The 17,195-nt window shown below is 66.1% G+C and carries 11 protein-coding genes; 8 read left to right on the top strand and 3 right to left on the bottom strand.

The window, feature by feature from the left end; translation table 11 throughout:
- The first annotated feature begins 125 nt into the window (after nt 1–125).
- From VSR72_RS37455 to VSR72_RS37440, 4 genes are all read left to right on the top strand, one after another.
- Nucleotides 126–854 carry a GntR family transcriptional regulator gene (locus tag VSR72_RS37455; RefSeq protein ID WP_342957263.1) on the top strand — a complete coding sequence of 243 codons (729 nt, stop codon included), beginning with the start codon at nt 126–128 and terminating at the stop codon, nt 852–854.
- 40 nt (nt 855–894) lie between these two features.
- A complete protein-coding gene (locus tag VSR72_RS37450; RefSeq protein WP_342957262.1) occupies nt 895–2,154 on the top strand; it encodes a LysR family transcriptional regulator in 1,260 nt (419 codons plus the stop codon).
- A gap of 34 nt (nt 2,155–2,188) precedes the next feature.
- Complete coding sequence (locus VSR72_RS37445) at nt 2,189–2,611, top strand: hypothetical protein (protein WP_342957261.1); 423 nt, start codon at nt 2,189–2,191, stop codon at nt 2,609–2,611.
- A 112-nt stretch (nt 2,612–2,723) separates the two neighbouring features.
- A complete protein-coding gene (locus tag VSR72_RS37440) occupies nt 2,724–3,851 on the top strand; it encodes an aminotransferase class V-fold PLP-dependent enzyme (protein ID WP_342957260.1) in 1,128 nt (375 codons plus the stop codon).
- Nucleotides 3,852–4,000: 149 nt separating this feature from the next.
- On the opposite strand, the gene VSR72_RS37435 is transcribed toward VSR72_RS37440, so the two are convergent.
- Together VSR72_RS37435 and VSR72_RS37430 are read right to left on the bottom strand one after the other, a co-directional pair.
- A complete protein-coding gene (locus VSR72_RS37435; RefSeq protein WP_342957259.1) occupies nt 4,001–4,696 on the bottom strand; it encodes a 4-carboxy-4-hydroxy-2-oxoadipate aldolase/oxaloacetate decarboxylase in 696 nt (231 codons plus the stop codon).
- A complete protein-coding gene (locus VSR72_RS37430; RefSeq protein ID WP_342957258.1) occupies nt 4,693–5,424 on the bottom strand; it encodes a PIG-L deacetylase family protein in 732 nt (243 codons plus the stop codon). Before VSR72_RS37430 ends, VSR72_RS37435 begins: the two co-directional genes overlap by 4 nt.
- Nucleotides 5,425–5,933: 509 nt before the next feature.
- On the opposite strand from VSR72_RS37430, the gene VSR72_RS37425 reads away from it, so the two are divergent.
- Nucleotides 5,934–8,165, top strand: a complete 2,232-nt coding sequence (locus tag VSR72_RS37425; protein WP_342957257.1) for a TonB-dependent siderophore receptor — start codon at nt 5,934–5,936, stop codon at nt 8,163–8,165.
- A gap of 83 nt (nt 8,166–8,248) precedes the next feature.
- On the opposite strand, the gene VSR72_RS37420 is transcribed toward VSR72_RS37425, so the two are convergent.
- Nucleotides 8,249–8,917, bottom strand: a complete 669-nt coding sequence (locus VSR72_RS37420) for an O-methyltransferase (protein ID WP_342957256.1) — start codon at nt 8,915–8,917, stop codon at nt 8,249–8,251.
- Between the two features lie 440 nt (nt 8,918–9,357).
- On the opposite strand from VSR72_RS37420, the gene bcsB reads away from it, so the two are divergent.
- From bcsB to VSR72_RS37405, 3 genes are read left to right on the top strand one after another with little or no spacing between them, the layout of a single operon-like run.
- Nucleotides 9,358–11,757: a cellulose biosynthesis cyclic di-GMP-binding regulatory protein BcsB gene (gene bcsB / locus VSR72_RS37415; RefSeq protein WP_342957255.1), complete on the top strand. Its 2,400-nt coding sequence runs from the start codon at nt 9,358–9,360 to the stop codon at nt 11,755–11,757.
- Between the two features lie 2 nt (nt 11,758–11,759).
- Nucleotides 11,760–13,055 (top strand): cellulose synthase complex periplasmic endoglucanase BcsZ, encoded by a 1,296-nt coding sequence (gene bcsZ / locus VSR72_RS37410; protein WP_342957254.1) that lies wholly within the window; start codon nt 11,760–11,762, stop codon nt 13,053–13,055.
- A complete protein-coding gene (locus tag VSR72_RS37405; protein WP_342957253.1) occupies nt 13,037–17,140 on the top strand; it encodes a cellulose synthase subunit BcsC-related outer membrane protein in 4,104 nt (1,367 codons plus the stop codon). The genes bcsZ and VSR72_RS37405 overlap by 19 nt, the downstream gene beginning before the upstream one ends.
- The last annotated feature ends 55 nt before the right edge of the window (nt 17,141–17,195 follow it).

Raw genomic sequence — 17,195 nt, 5'->3', positions numbered from 1 at the left:
CAGGAAGTGCGGCAGCTCCGCCCCGGCAACCCCCTCATAAACGAAACAGATATCAAAAGAACGAACTCGCAATGGCCACGCGCGCCACACGCCGCGCGCCTCGCCAACTGCGATTCACGCATGACATGAACGGGACAACCCAGCAAACCATCGTGCAGGCGCTGCGCACGCGCATCCTCTCCGGCGAACTCGAACCCGGCGAGCGGCTCGTCGAGGCGCAGCTCGCCGAGCGCCTCGGCATTTCGCGCACGCCGCTGCGCTATGCGCTGAGTGTGCTCGCCACCGAAGGCCTCGTTGAGCGCTCGGGCGCGCGCGGCTATATCGTGCGGCGCTTTTCGGTGACCGACGTGCTCAACGCCATCGACGTGCGCGGCGTGCTCGAAGGGCTCGCCGCACGCCAGGTCGCCGAGCGCGGCGTGGATGCGGCGCTCGCGCGCGCGCTCGAAGACTGCCTGCGCGAAGGCGACGCGATTTTCGCGGCCGGCGTGCTCGACAGCGAAGCGGAGACGCGCTACGCCGCGATGAACGGCCGCTTCCACGCACTCATTGTGGAAGCGGCGCACAATCTTGCGGTGAGTGCCGCGCTCGGGCTCAACGACAAGATTCCATTCGTCTCGCCGGGCACGGTGGTGTTCGACAAGGCCGCGCATCAGCGCCAGTTCATGATGCTCTCGTACGCGCACCGCCAGCATCACGCCATCGTCGGCGCGCTTGTGAACGGCGAAGGCGCGCGCGTCGAAGCGCTGATGAAAGAGCACACGCATATTTCGAAGGAGAGCCTCAACCTCTCGGTCGACCGGCTGCATCTGAGCGCGGTCGGCGACGCCGCCGCAGTTGCCTCGGTTACCGCATGAGACACGGCATGTTTCCCATCCAAAACGACATGATCGAGCCGTGAGCCAGCCCGAACTCCTCAACCTCGCGCATCTGCGCGCTTTTCGCCTCGTTGCCGACACGGGCAGCGCCACGCGCGCCGCTTCGGCCCTGTATCGCGCGCAATCGGCTGTCACGCGTTCGGTGCAGGAACTGGAGACGGCCCTTGGCGCGCCGCTCTTCGAGCGCAAGCCTTCGGGCATGCTGCCCACGGCCGTGGGCCGCGTGGTGCTCGAGCGCTGCGCGCGCATTTTCGGCGAACTGGAAGAGCTCGCGCAGTGGTGCGCCGCGCGCCAGGCGCGCCGGCGCGCGTTGAGCGAAGGCACGCTGCCCGCGTACCTGCTCAATACGCGGCGCCTGCAGCTATTCGTCGCGCTGGCGCGGCACCGCCACATGCCGAGCACGGCCAATGCATTCGGCATCAGTCAGCCCGCCGTGAGCAGCGCCATGCGCGTGCTCGAAAGCGGCTCGGGCGTCACGCTCTTCCATCGCGGGCCGCGCGGCGTGCTGCTCACGGCCGAGGGCGAAACCTTCCTGCTGCATGTGCGGCGCGCGCTCAACGAACTGCGCCACGTGCCCGACGATATCGCGGCGCTGCACGGCAATATCCAGGGCGCGGTGACGGTGGGCGCGCTGCCTTTGGGCCGCACGCTGATCCTGCCGGCCGCCATCGCGCGCCTGTCCGCGCAGCATCCGGGCGTGCGTGTCGTGACCGACGAAAGCGCTTATGAACTGCTCGTAGCGGGCCTGCGCGCGGGCGACGTGGACTTCGTGCTCGGCGCGCTGCGCGAGAACGATGCGGCCAGCGGCCTTGGCAACGAGAGACTGATGTCGGAAGACATGGTGGTGCTCGCGCGGCGTGATCATCCGTTCGCGAAAAAGCATGGCCTCACGCTGAACGATCTGCGTGACGCTCAGTGGATTCTTTCGCGCACGCATTCGCCCTCGCGGGGGCTCCTCGAAGCGCAGTTCCGGCGCGTGAAGCTCAAGCCGCCGCTGCCCACCGTCGAAACCGCCGATCTCGCCGTGATACGCGGGCTGCTGCTCGGCACGGACATGATCACGGCGCTCTCGGCGCAGCAGTTGCATTACGAAATCGAGTCGGGCCAACTGGTGATTCTCGACGTGCCGTTGCAGCACACGCGCCGCGACATCGGGCTCACGCTGCGCGCGCAGGGTTCGCCCTCGCCCGCGGCGCGCGCGCTGATCGACGCGATCCGGCTCGCGGTGATGGATGTTGCGCCCGCAACGCGCGTGGTGGAAGGACGGCGCGCGGGTTGAGTGTCGAGCGGCTGAGCGCAGGAGGCATGCATACATGGCAGAAACCTGGCAATTCCAGATCCGTATCACCGTCATGTCCGAACTGGCCGATGCGCTGAGGGCAAATAGTCCCTATGAGGGGCGCGATTTGCTCGAAGCCGTTTTGCGCGAGCACGACGCCTCCTTGAAGTGCCAGTTTGACGCATTCGCCGACTATGTCGAGGAGGCGGAACGTGCCGGGAGCGAGCGCTATCCGCTGTATCAGTGGACGAAAGATACGATCGACAACCCCGAGAAAAAGGCGAAATACCTGAAGTCGTTTGCCGTGTATGTCCGCGGCGAAGAAGTCTACGACAGGCAAACCGCCGACTCGCTGTACGCGCAACTCTCGGCCCTCGCTGAGCAGGTGCTCATCGAAAGCGTGAACCGGTTCGATACGAATCCGGCCAACAATCCGCAGCCGCCCGCGCGCAATTGAGGCAGGCACTCATTCTGCCGCATCGCACCATCGTCGCAGGCTACCTAAAGCTTTGCCTTTCGATAGAATCAGTTTTCGTCGCGGCAAAAACCCTAATTTATCGGAGGCGAGCGTGCCAGGTTTACTTCCCAATGTCGACCGCGAGGGACTCCTCGAATATTCAGTCGTATACACCGACCGCTCGATCAATCACATGTCGCAGCGCTTTCAAGGCGTCATGCGAGACATTTCCAGCTCCCTGAAAAAGGTCTACAACGCGAAGTCGGTCGTTGTGGTCCCGGGCAGCGGGACCTTCGGCATGGAAGCGGTTGCGCGGCAATTCGCGACGAACAAGAAGTGCCTCGTCATCCGCAATGGCTGGTTCAGTTTCCGCTGGTCGCAGATTTTCGACATGGGCAGCATTCCGTCCGAGTCGATCGTGTTGAAAGCGCGTCCGGTCGAGCAAGGAAGGCAGGCCGCCTACGCACCGCCGCCGATCGAAGAGGTCGTCGCTGCGATCAAGGCAAACAAGCCCGATCTGGTCTTTGCACCGCATGTCGAAACCGCATCCGGGATGATGCTGCCCGACGCGTATTTGCGCGCCGTTGCCGACGCCGTGCATGCCGTGGGCGGTATGTTCGTGCTCGATTGCATCGCTTCCGGCACGGTCTGGGTCGACATGGAAGCGAGCGGCGTCGATATCCTGATCAGCGCGCCGCAAAAGGGCTGGAGTGCGTCGCCGTGCTGCGCGCTCGTCATGCTCGGCGCGCTCGCCCGCGAAAGAATTGAATCCACGACGAGCACCAGCTTCGCCTGCGACCTGCGCAAGTGGCTGCAGATCATGGAGGCCTACGAGAACGGGGGCTTCGCCTATCACGCCACGATGCCCACCGACAGTCTCGCGACGCTGCGCGACGTGATCAAGGAAACCGAGGCATACGGCTTCGACAAGGTCATGGCGGAGCAGCTCGAACTCGGCAAGCGCATTCGCTCGCTGCTGGTTAGCAAGGGTTTCAGAAGCGTGGCGGCCGAAGGCTTCGAGGCGCCGGGCGTCGTGGTCAGCTACTCGGACGACGACGGCATACGTTCCGGCAAGAAGTTCGCCGATGCCGGCCTGCAAATCGCGGCTGGCGTTCCCTTGCAGTGCGACGAGCCCGAAGACTTCAAGACCTTCCGCATTGGGTTGTTCGGCCTCGAAAAACTGCATGACGTCGAAGGCGCGGTGGACAGACTCGCCAAGGCATTGGACCGTATTCTTTAGAGCGATTTTCCTGAGGCGCACGGCCTCATGTAGCCACGATGTAAAACGAGCGCCCTCGCGGCGCTCGTTGTCTTTCTTGCTGCGGTACGTCGTGCCCGCTTACGTCCGTGCGACGCACGGCTCGTGTGCGGCCATCGAACGTTGCGGACTCAAGCGTCTGCCGGCGTGTCGACGTAGCGCAGGCCCTTTTCGGCAAGGCGCTCGCGCATGCCATAGTAGTCGAGGCCGAGCGTGCCGCCAGCCAGCACGGCGCGGGTCTTTTCTTCCTTGGCGAGACGCGCCTGGGTCGCTTCCACGACCTTCGCAACCGTGGCGAACGGCACCACGACCACGCCGTCGTCGTCGGCCACGATCACGTCGCCCGGATGCACGATCTGCTGCGCACACACCACCGGCACGTTAACCGAACCGAGCGTTTCCTTCACCGTGCCTTGCGCCGAAACGGCCTTCGACCACACCGGAAAGTCCATCGCCTTCAATGCGCGCACGTCGCGGCAACCCGCGTCGATGATGAGCCCCCGCACGCCGCGCGCCGCGAGCGAGGTGGCGAGCAGCTCGCCGAAGTAGCCGTCTTCGCAGGGCGAAGTGGGCGCGGCCACGAGCACGTCGCCTTCGCGGCACTGCTCCACAGCCACGTGCAGCATCCAGTTGTCCGAGGGCGGCATGAGCACGGTCACGGCCGAGCCCGCAATCGCGGCGCCCGAATAAACGGGCCGCAAGTACGTGGCGAACAGGCCGAGGCGGCTTTGCGCCTCGTGCACGGTGGCCGTGCCTGCTTCCTTGAGAATTTCGATGTGGCGCGCGTCGGCGCGCGGAATCTGGGTGACGACTACACCGCGTTTCATGACAGATCTCCCACCACTGCGGGCGTCAGGCGCATATAGCCTTCCGCGTATTGAATGTCGCGCTTCGCCGTAATGCCGATGTTGCGCTTGGCCTGCACGCCGCGCTGTTGCGCGACACGCGTGTAGTACTCCCAAAGGTGTTCCTGGCCCGCCATGCATTCAATGGCGCGGCGCTTCACGTCCCACACTTCGGTGATGTCGAGGAAAGTGTTCGGAATCCACTCGCACTGCTCGGTCTGGTGCGGCTCGAACGCATAGACGGGCGGCGCGCCGACGATCTTCTGCCCCGGATTGTGGCCTTCGGCCTGGGCGATGATGCGCGCTTCCTGCGCCACGTGCATGGCGAGCGGATGATCGAAGTTGTACGGGTCTTTCGGCGAATGGCTCAGCACGAACGCGGGCTGCACATCGCGATAGATGTCGACGAGGCGCAGGAGCGCCTCGTCCGATACGCGCAGCGGATAGTCGCCCAAATCGAAGAACTCGCATTCCGCGCCAAGAATCTCGGCGGCGGCGAGCGCTTCCTCGCGGCGCGCGGCTTTCACCTTCTCGATGGTCATGTCGGGACCCTTGCGCCAGAGCTTCGCAGACTCACCGCGCTCGCCGAACGAGAGGCACACCACCTTCACGCGATAGCCATTCTTCTTGTGCAGGGCAATCGCGCCGCCCGCGCGCCATACGAAATCCGCGCTGTGCGCGCTCACCACGAGCATCGATTTTTCAGTCATTTCCGGTTCACCAGACGTCGATCATCACGAAGCCCCATTGTAGGTTTGGGCGCCCCTCGCGAACCAACAAAAGGACTGCCTAAAGGCATCGAATCTGTTTATCGATGCCACATGGAACTCGCCTCGTGGACGGTCCAGGACCGCGTCTCGCGCATGCGGCGGCAACCGCCCTACGGCGTATTGGTTGAGCGCGCAACGTTGGACGAAGCCGTGCGCTCACACGCTGCACGCAAGTATTGCGACCCCGATTTTTTCAACCTTTCGTTGCGCCCACATCGAATACCCGGAACCGAAATTGTTGCGTAAACGCTGAATACACCTATTGACAGCAATATTTAAATAACAAGCATTCTCATTTGCAATACAATCCGCATACTTTTCCGGGCCGTTCATGGGGCCAGCTCCGCAAGCCCCGTCTGACCGGCAAAGCATAACCATTCGCCCGGAGCCTGAGCACAGCATCAAGGCATCACGCGGCGCCAGCGCTACCTTCGCTACGAACCCTTTTTATGTCCGCATCTCGTTTGCACACGCCTTTCACTTTGCCTTCGCGTCTCCCGACTTCCCGCGTTGCCATCCTCGCCGCCATCGCCGTTGCCTTCAGCCTGCCGGCCGCAGCGTTCGCGCAAGCTGCCGCGGCGCCCACCGCAGCGAGCGGCGCCGCCGCAACCGGTGACGCCAGCAACGCCACGCTGCCCACAGTGAAGGTGCAAGCGACCCAGGAAACGCTGCCGGGCGACCTCCAGCCGACCTTCGGCGGCGGCCAGGTGGCGCGCGGCGGCGACTTCGGCGTGCTCGGCTCGCAGAAGAACATCAACATGCCCTTCAGCATGGCGACCTACACGGCGAAGCTGATCGAAGACCAGCAGGCACGCACCATTGGCGACGTGCTCTCGAACGATCCGGCCGTGCGCACCGCCTACGGTTACGGCAACTTCCAGGAGGTGTACGTCATTCGCGGCTTCACGCTCGATAGCGACGACATCTCGCTCAACGGCCTGTACGGCATCACGCCGCGCCAGCTCGTCGAAACCGCCGCGCTCGAGCGCGTGGACGTCTTCAAGGGCGCGAGCGCGTTCCTGAACGGCGCATCGCCCAACGGCAGCGCGATCGGCGGCAGCGTGAACCTGCAGCTCAAGCGCGCCGACGACAAGCCGCTCACGCGCGTGACGCTCGAAGGCAGCGCCTCGGGCGAGTTCGGCACGCATATCGACGTGGGCCGCCGCTTCGGCGACAACGACCAGTTCGGCATTCGCGTGAACCAGTACAACCGCGACGGCGAAACGAGCATCGACGGCGAAATGCGCCGCGCCAATCAAACGGCTGTAGCGCTCGACTGGCGCGGCGAGAAGCTGCGTCTCGAAGGCGACTTCATGTATCAGCGCCAGCACGTTTCGGACGGCCGCCCCGTTGTCTACGTGCTCGGCGACGAAATTCCCGGCGTGCCGTCGGCCACTCACAACTACGCGCAGACCTGGTCGTATAGCGACGCGGAAGACACCGTCGGCATCCTGCGCGCCGAATACGACTTCCAGCCCGGCTGGACCGCGTATGTGACCGGCGGCGTGCGTCACACGAACGAGCACGGCGAATACTTCTCGCCCTACTACACCGATCCGGAGACAACGACCGGTTCGCGCCTGGGCGTGGTGCGCAAGGAAGGCGCGACTTCGGCTGAAGCGGGTGTGCGCGGCCATTTCGACACCGGCCCCGTGAGCCATTTCGTGACCGCCGGCGCGTCGATCGTGCGCGTGGAAACGCAATCGGGCTGGACACTCTCCAATTCGTTCCCGACGAGCCTCTACAGCGGCGTGCAGGTGCCGTATCCGGCGACGGCATACCAGGCCGGTATGGACGGCAACCCGCCTATCACGGCGCTGAACCTGATGCGCAGCATCTCCGCGTCGGACACGCTCGGCTTCTTCCATGACCGCGTACTGTTCACGGTGGGCGTGCGTCACCAGGAGATTCTGTCGAACGGCTACTCGTCGTCGACGCTGCTGCAAACATCGAACTACAACGACTCGATCACCACGCCGCTCTTCGGCCTCGTGGTCAAGCCGTGGGAGAACGTGTCGATCTACGCGAACCGCAGCGAGTCGCTTTCGGCGGGCGGCATCGCGCCGCAGGGCTCGGTGAACTACGGCGATCAGCTCGCGCCGGAGCGCACGAAGCAGTATGAAGTCGGCGCGAAGTACGACAACGGCAAGTACGGCGCGCAGCTCGCGCTGTTCCAGCTCGAAAAGCCGCAGACGTACACCAACAGCGCGGGCGTGTATGTGGCCAATGGCAACGAGCGCCATCGCGGCGTGGAAGCATCGGTGTTCGGCGAGGTGTACAAGGGCGTGCGCCTGATTGCGGGCGCGACTTATATCAACGCCGTGCAGCTCGACACCGACGGTGGCGCGACCGACGGCAAGACGCCGGTGGGCGTGCCGAGCTTCCTGCTCAACCTGGGCGCCGAATACGACGTGCCCGGGGTGCAAGGCCTCACGCTTTCGGCGCGCTGGACGCATACGGGTCCGCAGTATTTCGACGCGGCCAACACCATGTCGATCAAGGCCTGGGACACGGTGGATATCGGTGCGCGCTATGCGACGAGCGTGTTCGGGCGGCCGACTACATTCCGCGCCAATGTGTATAACCTCGCGAACAAGGCGTACTGGTCGTCGACCAACGGCGGCTATCTGACGATGGGCGCGCCGCGTACGGTGCTGTTCTCGATGACGACGGACTTCTGATCGGCAATCGCACGCGCGTAACTAGATAAAAAAGCCTGGCAGTTTATCTGCCAGGCTTTTTTGTTTGGCGGCACGTGTCTTCGCTAGCCGCCCACCACCGTAATCGCAAACCCATCCCACCCCTTGCTCCCCACCGTCTGCACAGCGGTCGTCTCCAGACGTTTGTCGTGCGCCAGCATGTCGAAGTAGCGCCGCAAGCCGACCACATCGTCCTCGTGATGCGCGGGGTCGGCCACACGCCCTTCACGCACCACGTTATCGGCCACGATCACCGTACCGCGGAGCGAAAGCTTCAGCACGCGTTCAAGGTAGTGCGGATTGTTGCTCTTGTCCGCGTCGATAAACACGAAGTCGAACGGCGGCACGCCTTGTGCGATGAGCGCATCGAGCGATTCGAGCGCGAGGCCCGTCATGACCGTCACCTTCGCATCGAGCCCCGCGCGCGCGATGTTGGCGCGCGCAACGGCCGCGTTTTCGGGGCTGAATTCAAGCGACACCATCGCGCCGTCGCCGGGCAGCGCGCGCCCAAGCCAGATCGCGCTATAGCCGCCAAGCGTGCCGATTTCGAGTATGCGCCGCGCGCCCTGAATGCGCGCGAGCAGATGCAGAAACTTGCCCTGATTCGGCGCGACGTTGATCGCGCGAAGCCCCGCTTTGGCGCTGGCCGCGAGTGCGCCATCGAGCGCCTCGTCGGGACCAACCAGGCGTTCGCAGAACCAGTCGTCCACCGCTTGCCACGTTTGCTCGTTCATCACCCTGCTCCCCTTTTGGATCAAGCTACGAAGATTACCGTACCGGTTCGCGCCACATCAATTCGGCATCCTGATTGATTGACCGAAGTTGAGCGCTGACTTTTTGCGCACCGCCGCCATAACCCGCGTTGCGCATTCGCAACGCCGCCGCGCTTTGTTGCGTGCACAGGAATTGTCAAGCGCATCCAAACTTGCGGCCCAAACCACGCGCGCCATTGTCAAACCGGCCGCCAGGCCACGCCAGCCCGTCGTCTGCGCGCTATACGCAACAGGCATAAACACGTGCATTCATAGGGCGCGATCCTCGTCTCTCCGCTAAACTCCACCCACATTGACGCCGTTTCGAGATAACGACTGGCGGCATCACGCCGCCACGATCCCTGGTCGCTGTCTTTGCAGGATAAAGACAGCCACTGCGAAGAAAACAAAGGGCTGTTGCGATGCGACTATCCGTTCAAGTTGGGCTGGGCGCGCTCGTCGCCGGATTGCTGCTGGGGGCGAGCCTCTTCGCGGTGGACAAATCGGCTATCGCGGCTACACAGACCAATACACAGACCACCAAGGCGGCCGCTGCCGGAGCAAGCGACGTTCCCGCCTCCGCGCCGGCAGCAGCCTCTGCCGCAGTGACCGGTCCCGTCGTCATCCAGACTGCTCCTGGCTCCGTCATTCCCGAGCCTGCGGCGTCAGCGCCGCTCGGCGAGCCGCGCTCGCGCACGTTCACGCTGCGCCAGATGGGTGTGTACGGGCCGATCGCGCTGCGCGGCCTCGATCCCACCGCCGGCATGAGCGTCGACGTGCGCACCGACGAAGTCGTCACCGGCGCGAAGCTCAAGCTCGTCTACACCTACTCGCCCTCGCTGATCTGGTCGCTCTCGCATTTCAAGGTGTTTGTGAACGGTGAAGTCGTCGCGACGATTCCGCTCGTCAAAGAGACGGCCGGGCAGCTCGTGACGAGCGAGATCGATCTCGATCCGCGCCTCTTCACGGACTACAACCGCATCAACGTGCAGATGATCGCGCACTACGCGCTCGATCACTGCGAGGATGCCTATCATTCGAGCCTCTGGGCCGACGTGAGTCCGGCCACGTCGCTCACGCTCAACACGGCGGCCATCGTCCTGCCCGACAGCGTCGGCCTCCTGCCCGTGCCGTTCTTCGACCGCCACGACAACCGGCTCGTGCGCGTGCCCTTCGTGCTCGCCGGCAACGCGGGCGTGCCCGTGCTGCGCGCGGCGGGCGTCGTCTCGTCGTGGCTCGGTGCGCTCGCGAGCTATCGCGGTTCGCGCTTCCCCGTAGCGCGCACTGTGCCAGCCGACGCCAACGCCATCGCGCTCGTGCTGCCGGGCCAGGTGCCCGAGGGGCTGAACCTGCCGGAAATCAAGGGCCCCACGGTCTCGGTCATGGCGAACCCGGCCGCCGATCCGCAGTCGGGCCGCAAGCTCCTCGTGATTGCAGGCCGCACGCCCGAAGAGCTCCTGAACGCCGCCTACGCGCTCGCGCTCGGCCAGGCCGGCATGGCGGGCAGCAGCGTGATGGTGAAGTCAGTCGATCTCGGCCCGGCGCGCAAACCCTACGACGCGCCGAACTGGGTGCCCACCGACCGCCCCGTGCTGTTCCGCGAGCTGGTGACCGACCCGCAACAGCTCCAGGTGTCGGGCTACAACCCGCCCGCGATCCGCGTGAACATGCGCGTGCCCGCCGACCTCTATGCCTGGGCGCGGGGCAACGTGCCGCTCGACATCCGCTACCGCTATACGGCGCCTTCCGCGTGGAACGACTCGGTGCTCAACGTGAGCATCAACGATCAGCTCGTGCGCTCGCAGCGTTTGCGGCCCGTCACGCGCGCCTCCGACGAAGCGCGCATCAACGTGCCGCTTCTTTCGGGCTCGGACACGCGCGCAGCGACCAGCCTGGAGATCCCCGCGTTCCGCGTGGGCAGCGACAACCAGTTCCAGTTCCAGTTTCATATCGATTCGCAGAAGACAGGCCTGTGCACCTCCACCGCCACCGATGTCGCGCGTGCGGCGGTCGATCCCGACTCGATCATCGACTTCAGCGGCTTTGCGCACTACACGGCGCTGCCCAATCTCGCGTTCTTCGCGAACAGCGGCTATCCGTTCACGCGCATGGCCGACCTTTCCGACACGGCCATCGTGATTCCCGACGAACCCGACACGAAGGACCAGGAAGCCGTGCTCACGCTGCTCGGCCACATGGGCCAGTGGACCGGCCTGCCCTCGCTGCGCATGACGATCGTGCCCGCCAGCCAGGTGGACAGCGTGCGTGACAGCAATCTGCTCGTGATCGGCGCGGGCTCGGGTGCGCAGTTGCTCGAGAAGTGGGGCAAAGACTTGCCGCTTCTCATCGAGCGCGGCAGGACCGAGGTGACCACGCGCGACCAGCGCACCGGCTGGCCCGGCTGGCTTGGCGGCACCGAGGACGAGGACCCGACGCCGTCGGGCCGCTCGATCGTCACGCTCGGCGGACCGATGGCGGCGCTCATCGGCTTCGAATCGCCGCTCAGGTCGGGCCGCAGCGTGGTGGCGCTTGCCACCACCTCGTCGGCGCAACTCGGCGACATGCTCGATGCGCTGCAAGATGGCGGCAAGATCTCGCAGATTCACGGCGACCTCACGCTCGTGCGCTACGGCCAGGTCGAGGGCCTGCGCGTCGGCAAGCGCTATTTCGTCGGCGATCTGCCGTGGTATGCGCGCGCGTGGGTGTTCATCTCGCGCTACCCGGCGCTGATGGCGCTCGCGGGCATTCTGGCCGGTCTGATCGTTGCGCTCACCGTGTTCTGGGCGCTCGGCCGCATGGCCACGCGCCGCTCCGGGACCTGACGATGCGCCCGCGAACGGCCACGCTCGCGCCCGCTCCGGCGCCACGGCTTGCGCCCCGGCTCATGCGCTGGCTCGCGGCCGGCGCGCTCGCCTGCGCGCCACTCATGCCGCTGGCTCTGCTGATGCCGGCCGTCACGGCGCACGCGGCTGCGCCAGCCGCCAACCCCGCCGCCTGCGCATGGCCCGCATGGACCACGTTCCGCAGCACGCTGCTGAGCGCGGATGGCCGCGTGATCGACGCAAGCACGCCGCGCCAGGTGACCGTTTCCGAAGGGCAGTCCTACGCGCTCTTCTTCGCGCTGGTCGCGAACGACCGCGCGAGCTTCGACAAGGTCCTCACGTGGACCGAGAACAATCTCGCGCAGGGCGACCTCGCCACGCATCTGCCCGCATGGATCTGGGGACGTGGCGACATCGGCGATGACGGCAAGCCGGTTGCAGCTTCGGGCGCTTCCGCCGCACATGCCGGCGAGCCGCAGTGGGGTGTGATCGACAGCAACCCCGCCAGCGACGCCGACATCTGGATCGCCTACACGCTGCTCGAAGCCGGGCGCCTCTGGAACGAGCGTCGCTACACGGCGCTCGGCACGGTGATGGCCCGCAACATCGTGCGCGAGGAAACCGCCGTGCTGCCGGGTCTTGGCCGCACGGTGCTGCCGGGGCCAGTGGGGTTCACGATCGGCAAGGACGGCTGGCGCCTGAACCCGAGCTACGTGCCGCTGCAGGTCATGCGCCGCTTCATGCTCGCGCTGCCCGAAGCGAGCGAATGGAAGGCGCTGCTCGCTTCGTCGGCGAGAGTCGTCAACGAGACTGCGCCCAAGGGCTACTCGCCCGACTGGGTGGAGTATCACGCGAAAGGCGGCTTCGCCCCCGACGCGCAAACCCACGCCGAAAGCGCCTACAACGCGATCCGCGTGTACCTGTGGGCCGGCATGCTCGCGGGCGACGACCCGCTGCGCGCCAGCACGCTCGCCACCTTCAAACCGCTCGCGGACTTCGTCGGCGCGCATGGTTTTCCGCCCGAGCGCGTCGACACGACCACGGGCACGCCGGGGCCGAACGAGGGCAACGGCGGCTTTTCCGCCTCAGTGGCGCCGTATCTGGCGGCGCTTGGCCGCAACGATCTCGCGAACGCCCAGGTCGAGCGCAGCCGCACACTCGCGCAGAAGTCGCCGCCTGGCTACTACAGCAGCGTGCTGATGCTATTCGGGCTCGGCTATCTCGACGGGCTTTACCATTTCGACGCGCAAGGCCGCGTTGCCCCAGCATGGACGAGCGCATGCCCCACGCCGCGCTGAACGCCCTCGCGTCTGCCCGCCGCGCCGCCCGTTTGCGCAGCGCGCGCCGTGAGGCGCGACGCCTGGCCGCGCGCGCGTTGCGGGGCGAGGCGGTTGCATGCACGCCGCAGCGCTTGTTGCCAAACATCGCTCCGAAACTCACGCCCAGACTCGCGCCGATCATCGCGCTGCTCTTCGCGGCTTCGCCGTATCTGGCGTGGGCGCAGGCCGGCGCTCAGCCAGCCGCCAACGCCGCTACGCCAGCCGCCCAGGCCGCGCAACTGCTCTCGGCCGCGCGCATGTGGGAAGGCAAAAACCGTCCGGACGTCGCGCGCTCTCTCGTGCAAAAAGCCCTGCTGTTCGACCCGCAGCAGCCCGACGCGCTCGCATTGCTCGGCGAAATCGAGCTGCGCGAAAACCGCCCGGCCGAGGCCGCGAAGATCCTCGCGCAGCTCAAGAAGATCGCCCCGAACGCGAGCGCGACGAAGGAGCTCGACGACGCTTACCGCGTCGCCACGAGCGGCAAGATGGAGATGGCGCAGATCCGCCTGCTCGCGGCCGCCGGCAAGAGCGAGGAAGCCTCGGCGCGCCTGCTCAAGCTGTTTCCGAACGGTGCGCCCGCGGGCGATCTCGCGCGCGACTACTACCGCATCCTGGCCGGCACGACCGCGGGCCGCGCGCAGGCGATCAGCGAATTGCGCACGCGTGTGAAGCAGAATCCGAACGATCCGCGCCTCGCGCTGATCCTCGGCGACCTGCTCACCGACCGCGCCGACACGCGCATGGAAGGCCTCAACCTGATTTATCACGTGTACCAGCGCCAGGACAGCAACCGCGCGCTCGCGCTCGAACTGTGGCGCCGTTCGCTCGCAAGCGCCGGGCGCGACGATCCCGCGTATTACGTGTGGTATCTGCGCTATCTGCAGGAAGTGCCCGACGACGCCGACGCGCAGCAGACCGTCGCCGATCTCGGCAAGAAGCTCGGCGCGAAGGGCCAGGCGCAGGCGCTCGCCCAGGCGCAGAATCCGCAGGCTGTCATCACTGCGCCCGCGCCCTCGCGCACAACGGGAACGAGCGGCGCTTCGACCCAGGCGCGCGCCCGTCCCGGCCCCGGCGCCGCCGACCGCGCGCGCGGCCTAGCGCAACTCGACCGCGGCGATCTGAAGGAAGCCGAAGCTTCGCTGCAAAGCGCGCAGCGCGCGAACCCCAACGACGGCGAGACCATCGGCGCGCTCGGGCTCGTGCGGTTGCGCGAAGGCCGCCACGACGAGGCGCGCGAACTGTTCGCGCGCGCGCTCAAACTCGACCCGGACAACGCCGGCAAGTGGCGCAGCCTCGAAAAGACGGCCACCATCTGGGGCACCATTGCGAAAGCGCGCGACGCCAATTCGCAAGGCAAGCCGGAAGAAGCCGAAGCGCTCGCGCGCGAAGCGCTCAAGCTCGATCCGGGCAACACCACCGCCAGCGATATCCTGGGCAGCGCGCTCATCGCGCAGAAGAAGTGGCCCGAAGCCGAAGCCGTGTTGCGCCCGCTCGTGAACGCCCCCAAGCCCGACATGGACGCGCTGCGCGGCCTCGTGACGGTGCTGCGCGAAACGAATCGCGAAAACGAGATCGAACCGCTCATCGCGGCCACGACGCCACGCGTAAGCGGATCGACGGCGGAACTCAAGCGCCTGCACGCCGAGCTGCTGTCGATCCAGGCCGACCAGCTGCTCGCGGACAACCGCAAGAGCCCGGCCATCGCGAAGCTCGAAGAAGCCGTGCGCCTCACGCCCGACGACGCCTGGACGCGCTTCACGCTCGCGCGCCAATACCGCGATCTGGGCCTGCCCGCGCTGGGTCGCCAGGTCATGGAAGACGGCCTGAAGGTCTCGCAGGCGCCCGACATGCGCTACGCCACGGCGCTCTATCTGAATTCGGTTGACGACATCGACGCGGCCGCCGCGCAGCTCGACGCCGTGCCCGAGGCGCAGCGCAGCCAGGGCATGCGCGAGCTGATGGGCAATCTCGCCGCGCAGAAGAAGATCGCGCAGGCCCGCCAGCTCATCGCCCAAGGCAAGGAAGACGAAGCGCGCGCGCTGCTCGACTCCGCGGCCGCCGACGCCAACGCGGCCAACGATCCGCAGATGCTCGCCACGGTCGGGCGCGAGTGGATCGCGATCGGCGAGCCGGACCGGGGCTTGAAGCTCGTGCAGGACTGGCTCGCGGCGCACCCCGACGACCCGGCGGCCAACGGCGCGCGCGTGCGCTACGGCGAGCTGCTGGCGGCGGCCAACCGCGACGACGCGTGGGCCAACTGGATCGACGCCACACGCGATCAACCCGGCATCACCGCCGAGCAGCTGGCCAGTCTCGACGATCAGGAACTGCGACTCGCCGTGCGCGAAACCGACCGGCAGATCCAGGCGGGCGACCTCACGGCCGCGCGCCACACGCTCGACGCCGTGCCGGATCGCCTCAAGTCGAACCGGCGCTGGCTGCTCGAAGAAGTGGACCTGCTCGACGCGAAGGGCGACTACAAGGGCGCGATGGCGTCGGCCCAGAAGGTGCTCGCCACGCAACCCGACGACGCCGATGCACGCCTCGCCGTTGCGCGTATGCTGGAGCGCATGGGCCGAGACCGGGAGGCCGCCGACATGGTGCGCGCAGTGCTCGCCGACACCGCGGAGAACGACATCGACACGCGCCTTGCCGTGGCGCGCCGCTTCACCGCGCTGGGGCTGAACGACGAAGCTTCCGGCGTGGTCGATCCGTTGCGCGAACAGTATCCGAACAATCCGGACATCACGATCCAGGCGGGGCGCGTGGCGCAGGCGCGCGGCAACTTCAACGAAGCCGCGAGCCTCTACCGCACCTCGCGCACGCAGGAAGAGGCCGAGGGCACGCAGCCCGACGCCGACGGCACGACGTCGGCGGGGCGCGCGCTGCAAAGCCTGGAGGACCGCAAGCAGGGGCAGGTCGCGACCGGCTGGTATCAGTCGAACCTCTCGGGCGACCCCGGCATTTCCGAGCTGCACGCCACCGAGGTTCCGCTATACGTTCGCATTCCTGACGGCTATACCGGCCACTATTTCTTCCACGCCGACACGGTCTACCTGAACGCGGGCACGCTGCCCGGCGGCGACCTCGACACCGCGTACAAGTACGGCAAGATCGCGGCGCTCGGCAACGCCGGACTCGGAAACATCAACGAGACCGCCACTGGCGTCGCGCTTGCGGCGGGCTACGAGTTCAATGGCGCGAACAACAGCTGGCGCGCCGACATCGGCAGCACGCCGGTGGGCTTTCCGATCGAAAGCGTGCTGGGCGGCATTTCGTACCGCCACGACTTCCAGAACAGTTCGTCGCTCTCGCTCGACGTCTCGCGCCGGCCGGTGACCGCCAGCCTCGTTTCCTACGCCGGGGGCATCGATCCGGTCACCGGCGAGAAGTGGGGTGGCGTGGTGCGCAACGGCTTCACCGTGCGCGGCGCGAAGGACTTCGGGCCCGGCACGATCTTCACGAGCATCGGCTTTGGCCTCCTGACCGGCACCAACGTGGAGACCAACCAGGAGTTCAAGGTGCGCAGCGGCTACGACTGGTCCGTGTTCAGGCGGCCCGACCAGATCGTGTCGAGCGGCCTGATCCTCAACTACTGGAAGTACTCGAAAAACGAGCACAACTACACGTTCGGTAACGGCGGCTATTACAGTCCGCAGAGCTATTTTTCGGTCGGCATTCCGATCGACTGGACCGGCCGCTACAAGAAGCTTTCCTGGGAGATCGACGGATCGGTGGGCATGTCGTTCAGCAACGAAAACCAGTCGCCGTTCTACCCCACACGGCCAGGCCTGCAGGCTCAGGCGCTCGCGTTCATGAACGCCAACGATCTCGGTTCGCCGTACTTCGGCGGCGGCTCGGGCGGCGGCTTCAGCTATACGATCGAAGCGGCGCTCGAATATCGCGTGACGGAGCACTTCGTGGTGGGCGGGCGCTTTTCGATCGACCGCTCGCGCGACTATGCGCCGAACGTGGGCGTGCTTTACATGCGCTACTTCTTCTCGCCGCAGAAGGGGCCGGTGCCGTTCCCGCCACGGCCGGTCGTCCCTTATTCGGCGTATTGACGGGGCCACAGAGCGAGCGCGCATGACGACGACGAAACCCGCAACGATGAAATCC

This window comes from Paraburkholderia sp. JHI869, assembly GCF_038900775.1.
GTDB lineage: Bacteria > Pseudomonadota > Gammaproteobacteria > Burkholderiales > Burkholderiaceae > Paraburkholderia.
The sequence above is the reverse complement of the archived record's forward strand: the minus strand, read 5'-3'. Positions and strand labels throughout refer to the sequence as shown.

Bases quoted from the DNA above. Each gene is read 5' to 3' on its own strand.
- bcsB (WP_342957255.1), top strand. From the start codon at position 9,358: ATGCGACTATCCGTTCAAGTTGGGCTGGGCGCGCTCGTCGCCGGATTG.
- VSR72_RS37425 (WP_342957257.1), top strand. From the start codon at position 5,934: ATGTCCGCATCTCGTTTGCACACGCCTTTCACTTTGCCTTCGCGTCTC.
- VSR72_RS37405 (WP_342957253.1), top strand. From the start codon at position 13,037: ATGCCCCACGCCGCGCTGAACGCCCTCGCGTCTGCCCGCCGCGCCGCC.
- bcsZ (WP_342957254.1), top strand. From the start codon at position 11,760: ATGCGCCCGCGAACGGCCACGCTCGCGCCCGCTCCGGCGCCACGGCTT.
- VSR72_RS37455 (WP_342957263.1), top strand. From the start codon at position 126: ATGAACGGGACAACCCAGCAAACCATCGTGCAGGCGCTGCGCACGCGC.
- VSR72_RS37435 (WP_342957259.1), bottom strand. From the start codon at position 4,696: ATGAAACGCGGTGTAGTCGTCACCCAGATTCCGCGCGCCGACGCGCGC.
- VSR72_RS37430 (WP_342957258.1), bottom strand. From the start codon at position 5,424: ATGACTGAAAAATCGATGCTCGTGGTGAGCGCGCACAGCGCGGATTTC.
- VSR72_RS37445 (WP_342957261.1), top strand. From the start codon at position 2,189: ATGGCAGAAACCTGGCAATTCCAGATCCGTATCACCGTCATGTCCGAA.
- VSR72_RS37420 (WP_342957256.1), bottom strand. From the start codon at position 8,917: ATGAACGAGCAAACGTGGCAAGCGGTGGACGACTGGTTCTGCGAACGC.